Source organism: Hominenteromicrobium mulieris (assembly GCF_046197855.1).
Classification (GTDB): Bacteria; Bacillota; Clostridia; order Oscillospirales; family Acutalibacteraceae; genus Hominenteromicrobium; species Hominenteromicrobium mulieris.
On sequence record NZ_CP173188.1, the window covers coordinates 1554547 to 1573102 of the forward strand.

Sequence of the window (18556 nt, forward strand, 5' to 3'; positions counted from 1 at the left end):
CCCCTACTTCTTGCCACTGTTTTCAATCGTATAGATCACACAGACGAACCCTGCGATGACCGCGAGCAGTATGGAGCCGCTTAACCCGTCGTTCATGGCAGCGCCGAGGAATAGCCCGACTATGGCGGCCAAGATGATTACAACGGCGGAACCGATTGTTTTCATGTTCACGACAAAATCTCCTCCACGTACTTCTTTAAGTCGATTGTACCACGCTGCGTGTCGGTTTGCAATAGACTTCTGCAAAGGTAAAAGAAAAGAATACGTTAAAAGCAGGTTAAAAACATGAAAAATATCCACATTTTTTCGAATTTTCTATTGACATTTCCTTTGCGGTTTTATATAATTCAATTGTAAATCTGTCAAGCGCCCCGCGGTCACCCATCCTTCGGCCCGGGGTGCTATTTTTCTGAAAATAAAAAAGGCGCAGAGCCCGCTCGGAAATCCCGGCAGCCCTGCGCCTTTTTTAGATCGGTCTTTCCTGCTTCTTCCACCGCGTCGAACTTCGCCGCTTTCGCTTTCAGCGCTTCATAGCACGGACATAAAGCAGAAAATATTTGAAAAACATCGTTTATTGATACATTAGCCCCGGCATTTTGACTTTATCTCTTCTGACCTTCGTATTCCAAGAAGACCGCTCTTTAAAACTCCGAAATGCGGCAGCGGCGATCTCCGAGGGAAGCTGTGTCTTGAGCGGTAGCTTACATTGATACTGTGAGCCGAATAGGTTATTGCCCCGGACATGGACTTGGACGGTAGATTGCTACCAAACAAAATTTGTGAATGCAAATCTCAAAGCAGTTTGCTTCCTGCACGCTTTCTATCCTGCGGCCTGTGTCAGCACACATGCTGTTGTGCTTTGCGACATGAACGGCAGACAAATGCCGCTCTCACTCGCGCCGATTAGCAGTTCCGTGCCGCTCGGGCTGATCAGGAGAGGATATGCCTCACACAGATACACCGGGCCGTCCGTGACACCGTAGCTGTTACCGCCCACAAGCGACAAGCTGAGCGTCACATAGCTCGGCCCGTCCGGAATCGTTTGAATCGCCCAGAAGCCGCTCCACATCTCCTCAATGTCGTCGCTGTCTTCGTATGTCCACTCCAGATCGACTGTACCCCCCGTCTCATCCTCGAGATAGAAGCGCAGCGAGAAATAGGCATAGCGGCCGGTTTCCTCTACCATGGTTTCTGTGATCCAGTCCGTGCCTGTACTCTGCGATCCGGCAAGGCCAAGCGCGGTCACGCCTGTCCAGCCGTCAGAAAGCCAACCGGCAAATTCGGATGGGATGTCATACCAAGCATATTCCGTAAAATCGAATGAAAGATAGTCACCGGCTTCCGATGTACACGGTGCAAGATGGCTCATCGCATCAAGCGAGGGATACCATTCGCAGGTGTTCCCGCTGTTGTCGGTGATAAAGACCTGGGTGTCGGCCTCATGTGCAATGCCGTCCAGATTCGCAAAGAGCAGCACCGGTTCGCCGCTCTCTGACCGGTAGAGAACCTCTGTGACCTCATCGGTCTGTGTTTTTTCGTTCCACTGCACACGGTTGATCGCAACCGTCGCGTTCTCATCGACCGGCACAATGCAGTACAGATGTCCCGCGCCGCCGATGATGTGCTCACCGTTGATCTCTGCGATAAAGGGGTATTCGAGGAGCATTGCCTCATTGGTTTCCTGCAGCCACGCAGGGAAACCCGCCTCGAAACCCTCATCAAACAGACCGCCGACATAGCCGAGATACGCCGCGCCAAACATTGTCGTCGGAAAGTCAATCCTGTCCCGCAGCCATCCAAGCGATGTCTCTGCCTCCTGTGAAAACGCGTATTGCACCGGCGGTGTGTCCACGGTCTTATCCTGTGACGAAAAATCGTTCCCGTCGCTCTGTAATACAGCTTCTTTCTGTTGGTCTTCCTGAGTTTTTTTGTGGGCAGTATTTATTTTTGGTTCGTCAGGCTCCGTTTGCGTCTTCTGCGTACAGGCGCAAAGCGACAATAACAGAACCAGCGCCAGCAATAGCGCGAACACGCGTCTGGGTGTTGTTTTCATAGCCACTCCTTTCAGAATTTTCCGCTTCGGCCGGAACCGCCTCCGCCGGATTCGCTGTGGCTGCTCCCGCCGCCGGAAGAGCTGCGCTCAATCTTCCGGCTGGAGGTCGTCTTATGGGTAAAATGATCTGTTTGCTCTGTAAGCTGAAGTCCCGCGGAAACATAGGCGTTAGCGGTTGCTTTTTTCGATACACTCTCCATTTTCTGCCATATCACAGTGACGATCACGGCTGCTGCCAGTAGGGAAAGACCGATCACGATAAGGATCGGAAAAAACAAACTCGCTCGAACCGGCTTTCCTGAGGCTGCTTTTTCCAGATAGACGCTGCATTCTTTGATGTAATCCTCAAAGCCGCCGTACCAGTCGTTTTCACCGAAGTTATCGAGAAATACCTTTTCCAGCTTCTCCTGACCATAGCTGTTGAACGCATACTCACAGTGTGGGCCATAACAGAACATTGCCCAGTCGCGATCATCCATGCTGAGCAGGAGCATGATCCCGTCGCGGTCCGGTCCTTCGCCCATCGTGTATTCGTGATAGATGGTATAGGTTGCCTTATAGACACCTTCAGAATGGAAGTCCCGATAATCCTCCACGGTTACAATATATACACCGATGCCGTATTTTTGGGAGACGGTTTCCGCCATCTTTTCCAGCATCATATTTTCGTTTTCGCTGAGAAGTCCGGCCGCATCCGTCACATAATAAAGCTGTGCACCTGTCTGCTCGGTTGCGGATACATTCACGCAGAATACAAGCGCGATTATAAACGTCAGCAGGAGACAGCGTATTCTCTCTTTCATTTTTCCGCCCTCCCTAGTGTGCCAAAAGCAGCAGCGCAGTCACGCCGATGGCAATGAGCGGCGCCGCGATTGCTGCAAACAAACCGACAACCCGCTTCGTGCTGACGGGAAGGTTGCCTACCAACTTACCTGTCTGACCATTCATGGCAAAAAGGAAATCTTTTCCTTCCCACTTTGTATTCAGGATCCAGACGGGAAGCAACGCGTAATGCACTTTGCCACGCTTCAAACAGATGTCTCGGCTCGTTTCATTGCAGGTGGTGTAATTCGAAACCGTGCTTTCCAGCGCAGACACCAGCGAACCCGCGCAGCGCTTGTCTGCCCGTTCCCGGCTGTTTTCAACGCTCACATCATATTTGTCTGCCAGAAATCCGGGCAGATACGCCGTGGAAAACGGCTTTAAGTCTGTATAGTCATACGGTTCGATGGAATCCATGTAGTCGTCCGGCATTTTGCTTGACGCATCCACCGGGATTTTCTCAAAGCCAATAGAACCGGCGCGGCGCACATCGTAGTGGTTTGTCTCCGTGATTTCATAATCTCCCGAGGTGTATTTATGTACAGTGGTAGCATGGAACTGCACGCTTCCGCTTGCCGCACCGTCATACATCCAGAAGGGTACATACACGCCTTTGACCTCCTCAAGATGGTTGGACTTGGAGAACGTTGACGGCAACAGCGGCTTTTTGCGATAGTGTTTTTTCAGCGCCTTGATGGCATCCTCCTTGCTCAGCTTAAAGGGAAGCACAAAATCAGGTTTCAAAACGCCGGCAAACTGACCCGGAAGCACCGACGGATTTCCGCAGTATGGGCAGGACGTAGCCGCAGTCGTCGCGTCGCAGAGCAGCTCCGCACCGCACGACGGGCAGCTGTAAGCCTTCATGTCGGCCGCGTCCGCGCCCCAGTCCTCGTTCAGGCCGGAAGTGTCCCAGTCAGAGCCGCCTGCGGCGGTCTTTTGTTTTTCCGCTTCGGCAGATTTTTGAGCCGCTTCTGTTTCTTCCTGCTTCTGCGCTGCTTCCGCTGCTTTTGTTTCTTTTTCCGCGTAGAGCGCTTCAATTTTTGCGACATCGAAGCTTGAGCCGCAGTAATCGCACTCCAGCCTGCCGGATTCTCCTACAAAATGGAGTGGTCCCGTGCAGGCGGGACATTGATAATTTGTGATTTGTGTTGCCATCTAAGTTCCTCACTTCCCAGTTGGCGTTACAGCCCGCAAGCGCAGTCCGTAGTGCCGAACACAGTTATAACCGCATTTTCCGGATGTGTCCCACAAACTCACTGTTTGTGATAAATTGCATCCGTGTCCTTTATGACGTTTTCTTCCGAATCGTACAAGATGCGCATATCAGCCGCTGTATGGTCACTGTTGACAAGTATAATGGTAATCAGCTTTTCAGCCTTTTCTGTAATTTCGTCGTAAACGCAGTCTGCATCGCAAACAAAGTCAAAGCTCTTCGTCCGGAACGCGGACTCGGCAAAAATGCTCCAGCTGTACCATTCTTGTGTCTCGTTGTTCCACCACATAGTACAACAGTTCATACCGCTTTTGTCCTCATTTGCGACAAACTCATATTTTTGCAGGCCGTCCTCCGTAATCCACGTGCCTTCCAGCAACGCAAAGACCTCCTGTGCTTCCTTTTGGCTTTCGGCTTTTCTGTCAGCTTCCGCTTGCAGCTCGGCCGCACTGTAATACGCTTCGCGGTCTCCCGTTTCGCTCCAGCCTTCATCGTACCAAAACACGTCTGCCAGCCATGCAAACTGCGGGGAGTCCAGATAACGCAGACGATAGATGATATCGTGCGCCCTGTCCTCGATTGTCAGCCCGCTGATCTTTTCGGCAAAATCCGCCTGAACGGTCAGAACACCGTTTCGGAACGTATAGTCAAACTGATCGCCCAAATCTTCAAAATTCGTGTCGTAGCAGCGGATGGGATTGTCTTTGAACTGTACGCCGCGATAATAGAGTCTCATCGTCCCTTGGCTGTAAATGGTTTTTGTAATGTGGAAATCGTCAAAAAGGACCGATGTTTCCGGGTACGGATAGGTGCATCCGTCGACCTGACCGCAGGAGGTCAGACCGAGCAGGCTCATACCCAGACCTGCTGCGATGAGGAGCGCTTTGAACTTCACCGCATTACCTCCGTTTTTCGCGAATAACCGGATTCTCCCGCTCCAAATTGGAGCGGGAGCCGTTTTTTATTGGAACGTCATATTGTTGAGAATGATATCCGGCATCGTTCCCGGTACACAGTCCATATCCCGAAGGCCGATGGAAAGGGCACGGCCGTCGTCAAGCTGCGCGATATACTGGATCCAATCATAGCCGATTCTTTTGTAGGTGCGGCCATGGAAGGTGATGCCGCCGATCACGCGGTCCTCGATATCCTTGTAGTTTTCGAAGCTGTCCTTGTAGGAATCAAATTTTTCAATGTTCTCCCTCACCTCAAACTGGATGGCGCCCGCACCAAACGCTGTGGGATCGTCGTTTTCCACCAGGCAGCGCCCACTATCATCGAACGACCAGCCGGATACCGGGATCTTCGTCATGATCTTGACCTTAACATCGTCTTTTGCAAACTGGGCGATTTCCACGGAGAAGTCCTTCATCTCGGCGTTTGCGGATGCTGCCTTGTTCGCCTCGGCGGCCTCCGCTTTGACGATGTCAAGATACTTCGCAATGGCCTCGTTGCCGGAGAAGCCGCTGGTGTTGTACGCACTCACCGTATAAACGCCCGGAGTCTTTTCACGGAAGTTAACGTAGATGAAATGCGAGCTGTCTTCGCTCGAAATCCACTTGTAGTAGCGGTAGTTCGACTGCATGTGGTCGCTGTACTCTTCCTTGACAAACTCGCCTTCTACACCGAAGTAGGCAACAATATCCTCGTAAGTAGCATCAAAAATATTATTATTGACCTCGTTCATCCAAACGTAGCCCTTTTGCACCTGCTCCTCAGTCACGATGCCGTTTCCGCCGGGAGCTGCCGCATTCGTCTGGTTGGTCGGAGCATTCCCCTCCGAAACACCTTCTCCGATAGCATCCGGCATAGACTTGCCTGCGTCAATCAGCGGCAGATACCAATCGGTATACCGATAGGGATACGCATCTTCCTCCATGTCTTTCCAATAAAGGCCCCACGGGCGCAGATAGATGTCATAGTGGAATTCGTCATCGCCGTCTTCATAGTCGCCGCTGATCCAGATCATATCATCGTAGTCCAAAAGACCGGGGTCAACGATCCAATCGGCATGCTCCAGTGTTACGTTTGTAAACCAGCCACCTTCGGACATCACCGTACCGTGCTCGCCGGTTCCGGCTTCGCTCAGACTGACCTGCGCGGAAGCCATAGGTTTGGATCTCGTGTAGTCCTCATCCCAAAGCTCAATTGTGCCTGTGTAGTCCTTGTCGAAATCAATGACGCCGCAGACATCCCACCAGTCGCCTTCCATGCTTTCATAATCGCCGTAGCAACCGCTCATCTTCCACCAGCCGTACCATTCGCCGTTCCACCAATCGAGCAATGTGTCTCCGGTCGTACCGGTGGTCTCCGGTTTCGTATCGGAGACCGTTTCCCGGCTGAGCGTAGCCGGGTCAACGGTGATTGTACCTTTTTTGCTGCCGAGAAATTCCTCAAAGGTCGCTTTGACTTCACTGGTCGTGTCTTTTAGCACGAAGGCTGTCCGCACTTCCAGCGTTGCACCCGGCGCAACATCCGTAAACTGATCGCTCACTACGGTTTCAAGGTTCTCATAGTCCGTGATAATAGATGCAGCTTCCAGCTCTACACCGTTTTGCATAACCGTCTCATCGACACTCCAGAGATATGAGGCGTTTTCCTTGCTGTTGTTTGTGAAGTCCAGTGTCAGAACGATTGCGTCGTTTCCGTCCGAATCTTCCATGATGCATGCGCCCTTGTAGAGCAGCTCATAGTCACCGAGCTTGATTAAATTGGAGTCTTTCCCCTCCTTATCCTTTCCGCAGGCGGTGAGGCCGCTGAGCAGCATCAGTGCCGCAAGAATCAGGCATAGAAGCTTGGTCTTCGTCTGTTTCATAATTTCCTCCCAATATCCTTCAGGGTTGCACAAATCTGCCAATTAGCAGAAAACAACGTATAATCCCGGCAAAAAGCAGCCGTGCCTACCTGAGACATTTTTTCTTATTTCTTTTCGCGCCGGATAAGGTTTCCGTCCTTGTCGGTAAACTTACCGCAGAGAATCTTGATAAAGTCGACAAGGTATCCGATGCCGAACAGACCGGCCGTCAGCGTGTAGAGAATGCCTGTGCCAATCTTACCGACATAGTAGCGGTGGACGCCAAGACCGCCAAGGAAGAAGCAAAGCAAGAATGTGGTCATCCAGTCCTTCGTTTCGACCGGAACCTCCGGCGCAACATAGTCCTCTACTGCCTCACCGTTCAAAATCTTCTTCACGGTTTCCGTTACGGTGTCAATATAGGCGCCACGCTCCGTTGCAAGACCGACCGTCGCACCCTTGAGGCCCTTGCGCAGTGCGCTGTTCTTATCAACGCGCATACCGCCAACCGACATCTTGGCCTCCGTAATGACCGGCTGAATCCGAATGTGTGTGCCATCCTTGAGGTAAAGCCAGAGGCCAACGTCCACATTTGGTTCTTTCTCAAACGAGATGCGCTGTCCGGGAACGCCGCCTTTGATCTGGAATGGCATCTGGAACGCTGCTCTGCGCGCATTGAGTTTCTGCATGATTTCTTCCAGTGTGGTAGAATAGGGAAGATCAAATTCACGGGGACTGGTAGCGAATGCAGAGTCTTTCATGCTGCCTGTAAGGTTATTCATCGTTTTTTCTCCTTTCTAAAAGGTCAGAGGGCGGATAGTGTTAATGGTAAGCTGCACGGCTATTTTTTCGTAAAGGTGCCGCTGATGCCGTAGCCGGAATTCTCATTCATGGTAAGGCTGTTTCCATCTACGGAGAATGTATAAGTAGATGGATCACTCCATGCCTCCAGTGTCACCGTAAGCTGATCACCTTCAATGGTGTACGTACCGTCCTGTTTCATATAAGCATTTTCCATGGTGCATTTGCCGCTTCCGTTGAATGTCCATGTGATCGTACCGTCTGCGCCAAGTTCGGCGGACCATGTTCCGGCTAACGCATCCTTGCTACCACAGGCAGAAAGTGTTAGAAGCGTAACCACAATCAGAAGCAATGCTACAAACTTTTTCATTATTTTGTCCTTCTTTCTTTCATTATCATTTGATGGATATTTATCCTCTTACCGCGCCACCGCAATATTCACAACAGCCGTTCACGTCCGGTGTGGTCGTTGCGCCGCAGTAGGGACAGGTGACTGCCGTTTTGGGTGCGGCCTCCTGTTCAATCTGCTGGCGCACATCCTTGCGGACCTGCGTCAGAACCTGCCAGATTTCCTCGCCGAGCTTTTTGCAATTGCGGTACTCAACGTTAGTCTCCGGATTGCATCGGGTCGTCATTCCCGGTCGCATTGCGGGGGGCGGTGTAATATCTACGGAACCGGAATTGATCTTGAAGCGTATTTCGTCAAAGTAATCGTTGTTGACGAATATGGTGATGTAGAAATCATAGGAGTATTCATACCGCGGGGGATTGTAGCTAATCTCCCTCCCGTCCTTATCCTCACGCTTAAGCTCCGTGCGGCTCTCGTCAATGTCGAGATTACAGCCGGTCACGTCTGCAAAATCCAAAACATCCGGGTTGGCTTCCACGAGATTTCTGGCACGTGTCACCATGAATTTTCCCGCGTCCTCGTCAAGAAGCACCTTGGTGTCCGCGCCGAGCGTTCTGGTTGTGTGGAATGCCGCGACCTTTTTCTGGTTTTCTTCCCTGTAATCAAGCTGTGCCTTGATTTCCTCAACAGTGCTGTTGCGTCGATCAGAGAACCAAGGGGAAAGCTTTTGGGCGCAGTTTTTGCAGAGATTGCCGTTTTCAAGCTTGCGGTTGCCAAGTAACCCTATTTTTTCTCCGCAAATATCGCAATATTTTTTATCAAACAGTCCCATATATGTATCAAACTCCTTTGTGTATGCTACTTGAATTATACGGTTACTGCGTGTCTGCCTTGGAATTGAGTACCGCACCGTAGATATACAAGGCCGGAATAGCTATTCCTGTCAGGATGCTTACGACATTAAACTCGCCGCCGTTGACCAGACTCATCACAATGCTCAATACGCTGAATACGGCCACAATCGCGCCCCACACGATGAGCTTTCCTGCTTTTTCACTGCGCTTACTGTGCTTAATGCCTTTGATTCCGGCAATCATCTGGCAAATTCCTCCGACCAGCGTCAGGATCAACGCCGCCCAATATGGAAATGTCAGACCGGATTCCGCACCGAGTCCTGCCGCCAATACACCCAGTCCACCGACAAGAACACCCGCAATGATGGAAAATACTGCGGCAATGATCATCAGAATTCCGGTAACCTTCAAAAATTTATGTCCTTTCATGGTAAATCCTCCTGTTACAATAAATCGTATGGTTTGTTTTTATTCTTTCGCAGGGCGTTTGGCCCCGCATTCTGCGCAAAATGTACGACTGCCGTTTGGCATACCTCGCATTACTCCGTTTCAAGGTTTGACGTGGCATAAGCTTCTTCGGCAATACTCAGCACCAAGGTCTCCAGCGCTTCTGCATGGCTGCCGCTGAGCTTTTGAATCTCGTTCCCGTCATCGGTGCGCCAAATGACCCGGATTTCGCTGTCGGTTTCGTCCTGGACATTTGGAGACGGCTTTCGGTACGCGGGCAGATCCGACTCTGCCAGCATATTCTGAAGTTCAAACCATTGCACCCACGTAAGCTGCCAAGGGATTGGGTTGGAAAACGCATCCGTTTCGCTTTCTCTCATCTCGTCGCCGGATCGGTCCGGAAACCGGCCGATCAGCAGAGGCATATCCTTCTCCCGGTAGAATTTCAGTGAAAAGCAGCTGTAAAAATTCCTGTGGTTCTGTCGCCACTCAAATTCCACCAGATCTTTTCCTGCTCTGTATGTATCCGGGTTTTCCATCCTACCTCCATCTTGAATCCGGCTATCGACAAAATACCGATACAGTGATACGCCCGCCAGTGCGATAAACACAACCGCCGACGCGATGGTCAGAGCGATTATGGATGCTTTTTTCACTTCAAATCCCCGTCGTCAAACGGATCGCCGCATTCCGGGCAGAACTTGGGCGGGTGTGTCGGGTCAGCCGGCTCCCAGCCGCATTTGTCGCATTTGTACTGCGGAACACCGGCCGGTTTTGGTTTGCCGCATTCAGCGCAAAACTTTCCTTTGTTCACCGCACCGCAGCTACACGTCCAGCCGTCTGCCTGCGATTCCGGCTTTTTGGTGCCGCATTCCGGGCAGAATTTTCCGCTTGCCGTCGCGCCGCACTGCGGACAATTCCAGCTTTCGGCGGCAGGCTTTGGTTCCGGCTTTTTACTGCCACAGTTCGGGCAGAATTTTCCGGTAATACCGCTCTGTCCACACGAACAGTTCCATCCTTCAGCAGCTGCCGGAGCCGGAGCAGGCTGCGCTGCTTGCTGCTGTGCGCCCATCTGATAGAGATTCTGCGCGTTCATGCCGCCCGCCTGACCTGCCATGTTCATGCCCATAAACGCCATTGCAGGGCCTGCATTCTGATTCGACGCCGCAGATTGCATCGCGGAAGCCTGTGCACCGACAAGATAGGCTGCCGCTCTCGTCGGATCCATAAACGCCGCATTACGCTGCAGTTCCTTAATCATCTGCTCATCCTCTTCGCTCGCCTTGACCGACGAAACGCCAAAGGAAACGATCTCAAGTCCACGCAGGTAGCGCCATTTTCCGGATAAAACTTCATTCAATGCCTCGGCCAGTTCCATTGTATGACCGGGTAGCGCGGAATAGCGGATTCCCATGTCGGAAATCTTCGCAAACGCGGGCTGAAGCGCCGTCAAAAGCTCGGTTTTCAACTGACCGTCCAGACGGTCGCGGGTATAGTCTTCACTGACGTTGCCGCATACGTTCGTGTAGAACAGAATCGGGTCACTGATTCGGTAACTGTACTCGCCGAAGCAACGAATGGCGATGTCAATGTCAATGCCCGCGCGCTGGTCGACAACGCGGAACGGCACCGGAGAGGGCGTGCCGTACTTATTGCCAATGAGCTCTTTCGTGTTAAAATAGTAGACACGCTGATCTTTGGGCGGCTCGCCGCCGAAAGTAAAGCGTTTGCCGATATTTTTGAACGTGTCTAAGATGCTGGTTCCCAACTCACCGGAGAAGATCGTCGGCTCCGTCGAGCTGTCATAGACAAACTCACCCGGCACGGCGCAAAGCTCCGCAACCTTGCCCTGATCAACAATGATCATACACTGTCCGTCCGCCACCGCAACGACGGAACCGTTCGAGATGATGTTTTCGCTTCCCTTTGTGTTGCTGCTGCGTCCGGAAACGCGCCGCTGTCCCTTGACCGCCATAACGTTTTCCGGAATCGATTCACAGTAAAAATACTCTTTCCATTGGTCGGCCATTACGCCGCCGGCCGCACCCAATGCTGCTTTAATGAGTCCCATTTTCTGTACTCCCTTTCTTTACTTACTATGCCCACGGATCTTCCGCCGCGGGAATACGGATACCGCTGAGAATACTGGAATATTCCCAGAGGAACCATTCGCCGGTCGAAGCCTTCTGCCGCAATTTCATGGGACGCGGTGAATCCGCGCCGGACGTTTTAAGAAACACGCGCATATAGCCCGGCTCTATATCCTGAGGTCTGGGGTCTGCCAGCACGTTCAGCGTGTATGGCACGCACGGCTGATACCCATTTTCCGGCGTTGCGCCTTCAAAATATGCAAGCGGCAGATAGACCTTGCCGCGCAGTCGGTCGCGCAGAAACTGACAGTCATACGGTGTCATGGGCTTAGGACCGCGCAGAAGGTTCATCGCGGCAGCGCCTGCATCTTTATCCCTGTCAAACAGCGCCAATGCACACAAAAACAGTGCGCAGATATGTTCCGGCTGCCGCCCTTTAGCGGCAAGAATTTCAAATTCCTGCAAATTTTCCGGAATTTTCTGAATTACAACCTGCAACATAACCACTCCTTTCTAAAATATATCAATCACACCTGTGGAATATATCGGTAATCCCAATGTGTAGATCAAATTATCAATCTGCCAATCTTTCACGAACTGTCGCTCATTGGCGGGACGCGCTGTACGATGAGCTAACCTCTTCACTATCCGGAAAGAATGTCCGTTAAACCTGTCTTTTTTTCTTTCTCCAAACGAGTAGAAAAACGACGACGGCAACAATCAAAAGCGTTGGCACAAGTGTGAATACAAGGATTTTTCCCACGGAGAAGCTGTACTCTGTCGCCTGCACATTGTTCTTTTCTTGCTTTTGAGGAACATCTTTACCGACAGCGTTCTCACCAAATCCGCTCTTTTCGCCCCTATTGCCATTCTTTCCGTCGCTATCCGCTGTCCCGACAATTGATGCGCCGGGTGAAGCCGTAGGCGAAATACCCGGCGAGGCCGAGGCAGCCGCATTAGGTGATGCTGTTGCCGAGGCCTTCGGCGTAGCCGTGGCGGATGTGTGCGGTGAAGCCGTGGGCGAGGCCTTCGGTGTAGCTGTGGCGGATGTGCGTGGTGGAGCCGTAGGCGCCGGAGTCGGTGTTGTGCGCGGAGCCGCTGTCGTTCCCGGTTTGAGCTTGGGAATTGGATTTGTGCGTATCGTGCCGCACATATTGCACATCCATTGCATAACTCCCTCTTGGCTTGTTGTCGGTTGTGCGACCACTTTCCCGGCGTCCCAATTGTGATCCGTCTTGGCAATCGGTTTTGTCTCCGTTACACTGCATTGCGTACACTCCCGCTTTTGGATGCCGGTCTCCATGCAGGTAGGCTGCGTCGTGGTGAACCACGCGCCGAATTTATGTCCCGTCTTGGGGATCCCGCGGCTCTCCGTCGCACCGCAGGTTGCGCACTCCCGCTTCTGCATGCCTTCCTCCGTGCAGGTGGCCTGCGTCGTGGTAAACCACGCGCCGAAGCTGTGCCCCTTGGCGGGCGTCGTGGTGGTCCCCCCATCCGCGCCGCAGTCGTCGCAGACAAATTCGGTATATCCCGGCGTGGTGCATGTAGCAAATACTCGCTTCCAGACGACCCAGAAGTGACCCGTGGCAGGTTCTGTGGAGCGCCCCTGGCTCGCAGGGCAATTCCGGCAGTAGGTGTAGTATTCTCCTGCCGTGGTGCAGGTAGGCTCTTTTGTATAGTACTTATACCAGCTGTGGCCCGTTGCCGGCGCGAGCTCTGGATACCACTTGTTGCATGTACTGCAATAGGCTCGCTTCTCGCCGGCTTTTGTGCAGGTGGGCTCTTTGCCCGGAACGATCTCCCACGGCCCGAATTCGTGGGGCACGATGTCGCCGATGGAAAAGGCGCAGCTCCACCTGCAGACGGTACATTCCAGTACGTAGTATCCTCCCTCCAGGCAGGTTGGCTTTTTCTCCTCGGTCTGTATAACGTTTTCATGGTGTTCCGGATTATTGTCGTCCGGCGAGCACGCAAGCGCGGTAATCGCGGACAGCGCCGCCATGAACGCAAATACCAGGAATATCAGAATCCATCGCAGTAGTTTTTTCATTTCTCACCCATCCTTTCAAAGCGTGTCGATTACGCCCGCGAGGTAAGTCGGCGATACCGATGCATAAATAAAGTTATCAACCAGCTGATCCTTTACCGCCTGCCGCACTTCGGAGGCAAGCAGTTTATCCGCGTCCTCATCCACCAAAAGCAGAACCTTACACGTCCAACCGAGTTGCTTTACGGCACTGCAGATCTTGAGTCTCTCACTCAGCTTCCAGATTCCCTGTCGGATGACCTCCATCACCAACACATTGGCACGGCAGGTCCGGCACAACGCCAGCGTTTCTTCCGGCTTTGAAGAACGGTAGATAAGGAAATCCGGGTCGCATCCCGAAAGTGATTGCATGACCGCCTCCGACAGAAGTCCGCCCTTCATATCCAATACAATTCTTCGCATCTGTGCTTTTCCACCGCCTTTCTCTTCCTTTGAATCCTTCATCTATATTTTAGCCGTTATCTTCCATTTCCGCCCCCGCCAATTGGATAGGATTTGTAATTATTTTCCGTTGCAAAGCCAAATTTTGTCACAGTTCTCTGTATAAAGAGGACAAAACGTGTTGCCATTTGTCTATCCGCATGATATACTATCCATATAAATATACTGATTTTTTGGGGGCATGCGGCATGAGCAAAACGACGAAAAGAAGCCTTTTGTACGCCTTGGGCTTGCTGGTGCTCATTGCGTTTGCCATGTGGCTCCGATATGCAAGCCGGAATTATTTTCATTCTCCGGCTGTCAACTACTTGCGAAGCGCAATCTATTTGCTTTTGTTCAGCGTGTGGTGCTACTCTCTTTGGACGCGCATCGTACAGGTGCAGGTGCGGCACTACATGCTGGCGATTTCGGCGCTGATGGTGCTGTGGATTCTGCTGCGCTCAATCAAGTTTTCCATTGATAACACGGATGCAGAACGCCTGCTGTGGTATTTCTATTATTTTCCGATGCTGTTTATCCCCATGCTGTCGGTCTTCGTTTCCCAGTCTCTGGGCAAGGGAGAGGATTTTCGTCTGCCGCGATGGACAAAGCTTCTGTATCTTCCGACATTGCTGCTGCTTTTGCTCGTTCTGACCAATGATCTGCATCAGCAGGTATTTTCTTTCCCGTCCGGCATTTTATCGGACCGGGAGTATCGGTATGAGGTCGGTTTTTTCTTCGTGCTGGGCTGGGAGACTCTGTGCGCAGGGTTTGCGTTTCTTTCGATGGTGAAAAACTGTCGTATCCCACATAGCAGGAGAATTCGCTGGTTACCGCTGGTTCCGTTTGCGCTTTCGCTGGCATATGCTTATATGTATGCCAAAAATGTCTATTGGGTCTGGGTGCTCGCGGGCGATATGACCGTGTCACAGTGCCTGATTTTTGCAAGCATCCTTGAATGCTGCATTCAAAGCGGACTGATTCATTCCAATCTCGGATACGATGAGCTCTTTGAAGCGACGAGCCTGCCTGTTCAGATTACTGATCAAGCGTTTTGCTCCAAATATGTATCTGCCGCCATGCAGGGGACTTTGCCGCAAAGTAAGCTAAGGCATATACAGCAGGATACCGTCTATCTGGATGACGATACACTTTTGAAACGGCATAAGTTGCGCCGCGGCTGGGTATTCTGGAAGGAGGACATCTCAGCGCTGAGTCAGGTTCAAAAGAAACTGGAATTGACACGAGATGAGTTGCATGACACCGGCGACGTTTTGGCGGCGGAGAATGCACAGCATGCAAGATGGTTGAAGCTGACGGAGCAAAATCGCTTGTATGATATGATGGAGGCGCAGATTGATCGGCAGATCGCGATGCTGTGGGATCTGCTGGCTGAATTGCAGAAAACGGAGGACCAAAACCGGGCCAGGCGTTTGCTCGGGCAGGTCATCATTATCGGAACCTACATCAAACGCAGAAGCAACCTGATTTTTGTCGGCGCACAGCGCGGTGCGATCAGTGTGCAGGAGCTTCGGTTATGCCTCAATGAATCTTCCGAGAATATCTGTGTTTATGGCGCCGACTGTAAGGCAATTGTCAAGGGAGAAGACCAGCTTACCCTCGAACAGGCGACGCAGATCTACGACCTGTTCGAGGCCGTCGTGGAAACGGAACTGGAATCCCTTCGTGCAATGCTGATCTCCATAGATGTCGGTGCGCAGGTAGAAGTGTCTTTTTGTGTTTCAGCGGCAGAGCCGCTCTGCGGGCTGCGCGCGCATTTTCAAGGTTTGGAATGGGAGCAGGATGAGGACGGGCTGCAATATGTGACGCGGAAGCTGGAAAGATCGAGGAGGTAAAGGCGCATGGATAGGATCAAGGAAAGTTTTGACAGTCTCCCCATCGCGGCCTGCTTTTTCGATAAAAACGGCGTGGTGCGGCTCATCAACCGCCGGATGCTTGCCATTACGAACTGGCTGCAAAAAGGCGGTATACAGTCGCTGGCAGAGATGCAAAGCGCCCTGCAGGCACCGCCGGCAAGTGTGTGCTGTCTGGATCCGCACCTTTGGATTTACCGCTTTCCGGACGGAACAGCGCTGCGCTTTGCGCAGGAGCAGATCACAACAAAAGCAGGTGCCCGATATACACAAATCACTGCCGCAGACGTTACGGAGCTGATTCAGAAGCAGAACCAGCTAAAAGCGGAAAATGCGAAGCTGGAGAAAACAAACAAGCGGCTTAGGCGGCTGCTTGCGCAGATGCCGGAGATCATCCGGGAAGAAGAAACGCTGGCCATGAAGCTGCGCGTGCACGATGACATTGGACACAGCATCCTCGCGACGCGGCGCGTGCTGCTCCAAAACACAGACCAGAAGGAAATTCGTGCAACCGCAGCGTTGTGGGAGCAGTCCATTTCAGTGCTTTACCGCTCCAGTCAGATGAGAGCGCAATCCGAACCGTTGGAAGCCGCAAAAGAACGAGCGGAAAAGCTTGGCGTCAGAGTTCTGCTGGCAGGAGATGAGCCGCGAACGCAGCGTATGCGCGCACTGATTGCACTGGCAATCAGCGAATGTGCATCGAACTGTGTCCGTCACGCCGACGGAACAGAGCTGTATGTGTGCTTTTGGCAAAAGCCGGATTGCATAGCGGTCTCCCTAACCAACAACGGTGCGGCACCAAAGGGAAAAATCACAGAAGGCGGAGGCCTTTCTATGCTGCGTCAACGCATAGAAGAATCCGGCGGCAAAATGGAGATTCAGAGCGTCCCTCGCTTTAAGCTGATGCTCAGTTTGCAGGAAAAGGAGGAAGCAGCATATGAAGGTGATGATCGTTGAAGACCAGACCATGATTCGCAGTCTGTTGGAAAGCTATTTTCGCGCCGAGGACGGATACCGGATCACGGCGTCCATTCCGGGCGCGAAACAAGCAGTCGAGATGTGCAGGACAAATTCTGTCGATCTGATTTTGATGGATGTGCAGACAGAGAACCGTGAGAACGGGTTGATTGCTGTTCGCCAGATTAAAGCTATACAGCCGAAGAGTAAAATTATTGTTGTGACTTCGCTGATCGACGGCGCCGTTCTGGATGAGGCAAAGAAGGCCGGGGCCGACAGCCTGTGGTACAAGGACTCGACGCAGAAGCGCTTGATGGATGTCGTCCGGCAAACACTGGAGGGTGAACATATTTTTCCGGACGCACCTCCGACAGTTGAGATCGGCATGGCAAAAAGCACGGAATTTACAAAGACGGAACTGAAGGTTCTGCGGCATCTGCTGCGGGGACTGTCTTACACGCGCATTGCGGCAGAGATGGGCTGCGAGATGTCAACGGTCAAATTCCATGTGTCAAATATGCTGCAAAAAACCGGGCTGGAAAACAAGCTTCAGCTTGCGCTGGCCGTCAGCGACGTCAAGTTGATTGCCGATCTGGCGGAAGAATGATGGGATTTGATTTTCTGCTTGTACAGCCACGCAAAAAACACGAACCCCGCCGCAGAATTGCTCTGCAGCGGGGTTCGCTTATGTGCTGAAACGGTCGAAAATCCTTGTTTTAAGCGGTTTTCGGGCATAGAAAAAGTCCACCGTAATTCTATCAAAATTACGGTGGACTTTTGGCGGAGAAGATGGGATTTGAACCCATGCGCCGGTTACCCGACCTACTCCCTTAGCAGGGGAGCCCCTTCACCACTTGGGTACTTCTCCATGGTGAAAATAAAAGAAAAATGTGGCGGAGAGGAAGAGATTCGAACTCTTGGTCCCTTACGAGATCACTAGTTTTCAAGACTAGCTCCTTAAACCACTCGGACACCTCTCCATTTCAGAACAAGTGATATTATAACACACAAAACACACTTTGTCAAGCATATTTCTTTTTGTGCATTTCGCAGAGCCGACTTGACTGTTATTAATTATACAAAAACTGAGTAGGTTTGTCAAGCCCATAATGGAATTTTGACCATTTTTTTCCAAAAACAATAAAACAGCCAAAGAAAAGCGCTTGCAATGCGAAGAAAAATGCCGTATACTGTTTATGAAAAACAAAAGGAGTCGTTGTGAAAATGAGCAAGGTTGAATTTGATTGCGGTAAATGGCTGCAGGAAGCCGAAGAATTTGCACTGCCGAATTGGAGCGCCCTCCCCTCTATTCCCCTTTATATGGATCAGGTGATGATGTTTACAGGTGAAGCGCTGTCTCTTTTTGAACGCGATGAAAAGCAGAGCTTATTGACGAACAGTATGATCAATAATTACGTGAAAAGCGGCGTTGTGGATCATCCCGTGCACAAAAAGTACAGCAAGGAGCATCTTTCTAAGCTGATGATGGTGGGCTTGCTGAAGCAGGTGCTTTCCATTCAGGATATTGCCGTGCTGTTTTCCGGCGATGAAGACGCAGAGCAGCTTTATAAAGACTTTGCGGCGGCGCAGAGCGGCGCTTTGCACGAGACGGCAGCGGGCGTGCACCCGGAAAGTGACGCAGCGGCCTTGCGTGCAGCGGCGTTGAAGCTTGCAGCGGAAGCTACGGCGCGACAAGCGGTTGCCCAGCGCATTTTAATGGCGCTGTCCGACGAAAAAAAAGCCAAGAAATAATCAAATTTGTAACGAACAAAAGCCTGCATGGCGCATAGAATGTTCTATTCGAAAAAAGGATGGGATATAATGTGCGATTTGCA

At 51.7% G+C, this 18556-nt stretch carries 19 protein-coding genes and 2 tRNA genes; 4 read left to right on the forward strand and 17 right to left on the reverse strand.

Features of this window, described 5'->3' with window-relative positions; translation table 11 throughout:
- Positions 1-3: 3 nt before the first annotated feature.
- The 15 genes from ACI0CA_RS07550 to ACI0CA_RS07620 form a co-directional block, all read right to left on the reverse strand.
- Positions 4-171, reverse strand: a complete 168-nt coding sequence (locus ACI0CA_RS07550; protein WP_176820918.1) for a hypothetical protein — start codon at positions 169-171, stop codon at positions 4-6.
- A gap of 649 nt (positions 172-820) precedes the next feature.
- Positions 821-2053, reverse strand: a complete 1233-nt coding sequence (locus tag ACI0CA_RS07555) for a hypothetical protein (RefSeq protein WP_446806371.1) — start codon at positions 2051-2053, stop codon at positions 821-823.
- Positions 2054-2064: 11 nt separating this feature from the next.
- Entirely contained in the window at positions 2065-2856 is a 792-nt protein-coding gene (locus ACI0CA_RS07560; RefSeq protein WP_446806370.1) for a TPM domain-containing protein, read from the reverse strand.
- Positions 2857-2869: 13 nt separating this feature from the next.
- The gene (locus tag ACI0CA_RS07565; RefSeq protein WP_446806369.1) at positions 2870-4030 is read right to left on the reverse strand and encodes a hypothetical protein; all 1161 of its coding nucleotides are present in this window, start codon (positions 4028-4030) and stop codon (positions 2870-2872) included.
- A gap of 98 nt (positions 4031-4128) precedes the next feature.
- Positions 4129-4983: a hypothetical protein gene (locus ACI0CA_RS07570; protein WP_308448330.1), complete on the reverse strand. Its 855-nt coding sequence runs from the start codon at positions 4981-4983 to the stop codon at positions 4129-4131.
- 66 nt (positions 4984-5049) lie between these two features.
- Complete coding sequence (locus ACI0CA_RS07575) at positions 5050-6903, reverse strand: DUF5067 domain-containing protein (protein WP_308448331.1); 1854 nt, start codon at positions 6901-6903, stop codon at positions 5050-5052.
- 104 nt (positions 6904-7007) lie between these two features.
- Positions 7008-7664, reverse strand: coding sequence for a TM2 domain-containing protein (locus ACI0CA_RS07580; protein ID WP_308448332.1), 657 nt, complete (start codon positions 7662-7664; stop codon positions 7008-7010).
- Positions 7665-7723: 59 nt separating this feature from the next.
- Positions 7724-8053 (reverse strand): DUF5640 domain-containing protein, encoded by a 330-nt coding sequence (locus tag ACI0CA_RS07585; RefSeq protein WP_308448333.1) that lies wholly within the window; start codon positions 8051-8053, stop codon positions 7724-7726.
- Between the two features lie 40 nt (positions 8054-8093).
- Complete coding sequence (locus ACI0CA_RS07590) at positions 8094-8864, reverse strand: DUF4428 domain-containing protein (RefSeq protein ID WP_446806368.1); 771 nt, start codon at positions 8862-8864, stop codon at positions 8094-8096.
- A 43-nt stretch (positions 8865-8907) separates the two neighbouring features.
- Positions 8908-9315, reverse strand: coding sequence for a hypothetical protein (locus ACI0CA_RS07595; RefSeq protein WP_308448335.1), 408 nt, complete (start codon positions 9313-9315; stop codon positions 8908-8910).
- 110 nt (positions 9316-9425) lie between these two features.
- The gene (locus tag ACI0CA_RS07600) at positions 9426-9989 is read right to left on the reverse strand and encodes a hypothetical protein (protein WP_308448336.1); all 564 of its coding nucleotides are present in this window, start codon (positions 9987-9989) and stop codon (positions 9426-9428) included.
- Positions 9986-11404, reverse strand: a complete 1419-nt coding sequence (locus ACI0CA_RS07605) for an SPFH domain-containing protein (RefSeq protein ID WP_308448337.1) — start codon at positions 11402-11404, stop codon at positions 9986-9988. The genes ACI0CA_RS07600 and ACI0CA_RS07605 overlap by 4 nt, the downstream gene beginning before the upstream one ends.
- 25 nt (positions 11405-11429) lie before the next feature.
- Positions 11430-11924, reverse strand: coding sequence for a DUF6935 domain-containing protein (locus ACI0CA_RS07610; protein ID WP_308448338.1), 495 nt, complete (start codon positions 11922-11924; stop codon positions 11430-11432).
- A 163-nt stretch (positions 11925-12087) separates the two neighbouring features.
- Positions 12088-13473 carry a hypothetical protein gene (locus ACI0CA_RS07615; RefSeq protein WP_308448339.1) on the reverse strand — a complete coding sequence of 462 codons (1386 nt, stop codon included), beginning with the start codon at positions 13471-13473 and terminating at the stop codon, positions 12088-12090.
- Positions 13474-13488: 15 nt separating this feature from the next.
- The gene (locus ACI0CA_RS07620) at positions 13489-13872 is read right to left on the reverse strand and encodes a hypothetical protein (RefSeq protein WP_176821169.1); all 384 of its coding nucleotides are present in this window, start codon (positions 13870-13872) and stop codon (positions 13489-13491) included.
- A gap of 227 nt (positions 13873-14099) precedes the next feature.
- Between ACI0CA_RS07620 and ACI0CA_RS07625 the strand changes: the two genes are divergently transcribed.
- From ACI0CA_RS07625 to ACI0CA_RS07635, 3 genes are read left to right on the forward strand one after another with little or no spacing between them, the layout of a single operon-like run.
- On the forward strand, positions 14100-15746 hold the full coding sequence (locus tag ACI0CA_RS07625) for a histidine kinase N-terminal 7TM domain-containing protein (protein ID WP_343284387.1): 1647 nt from the start codon (positions 14100-14102) through the stop codon (positions 15744-15746).
- A 6-nt stretch (positions 15747-15752) separates the two neighbouring features.
- Complete coding sequence (locus tag ACI0CA_RS07630) at positions 15753-16721, forward strand: hypothetical protein (protein WP_308448340.1); 969 nt, start codon at positions 15753-15755, stop codon at positions 16719-16721.
- On the forward strand, positions 16702-17328 hold the full coding sequence (locus ACI0CA_RS07635; protein ID WP_308448341.1) for a response regulator transcription factor: 627 nt from the start codon (positions 16702-16704) through the stop codon (positions 17326-17328). Before ACI0CA_RS07630 ends, ACI0CA_RS07635 begins: the two co-directional genes overlap by 20 nt.
- A 171-nt stretch (positions 17329-17499) precedes the next feature.
- Here the strand turns inward: ACI0CA_RS07635 and ACI0CA_RS07640 are convergent.
- Positions 17500-17589, reverse strand: a tRNA-Ser gene (locus ACI0CA_RS07640).
- Between the two features lie 23 nt (positions 17590-17612).
- Positions 17613-17701 (reverse strand) — tRNA-Ser (locus ACI0CA_RS07645).
- 244 nt (positions 17702-17945) lie between these two features.
- Between ACI0CA_RS07645 and ACI0CA_RS07650 the strand changes: the two genes are divergently transcribed.
- Positions 17946-18473 (forward strand): DUF1836 domain-containing protein, encoded by a 528-nt coding sequence (locus ACI0CA_RS07650; protein WP_176821173.1) that lies wholly within the window; start codon positions 17946-17948, stop codon positions 18471-18473.
- The last annotated feature ends 83 nt before the right edge of the window (positions 18474-18556 follow it).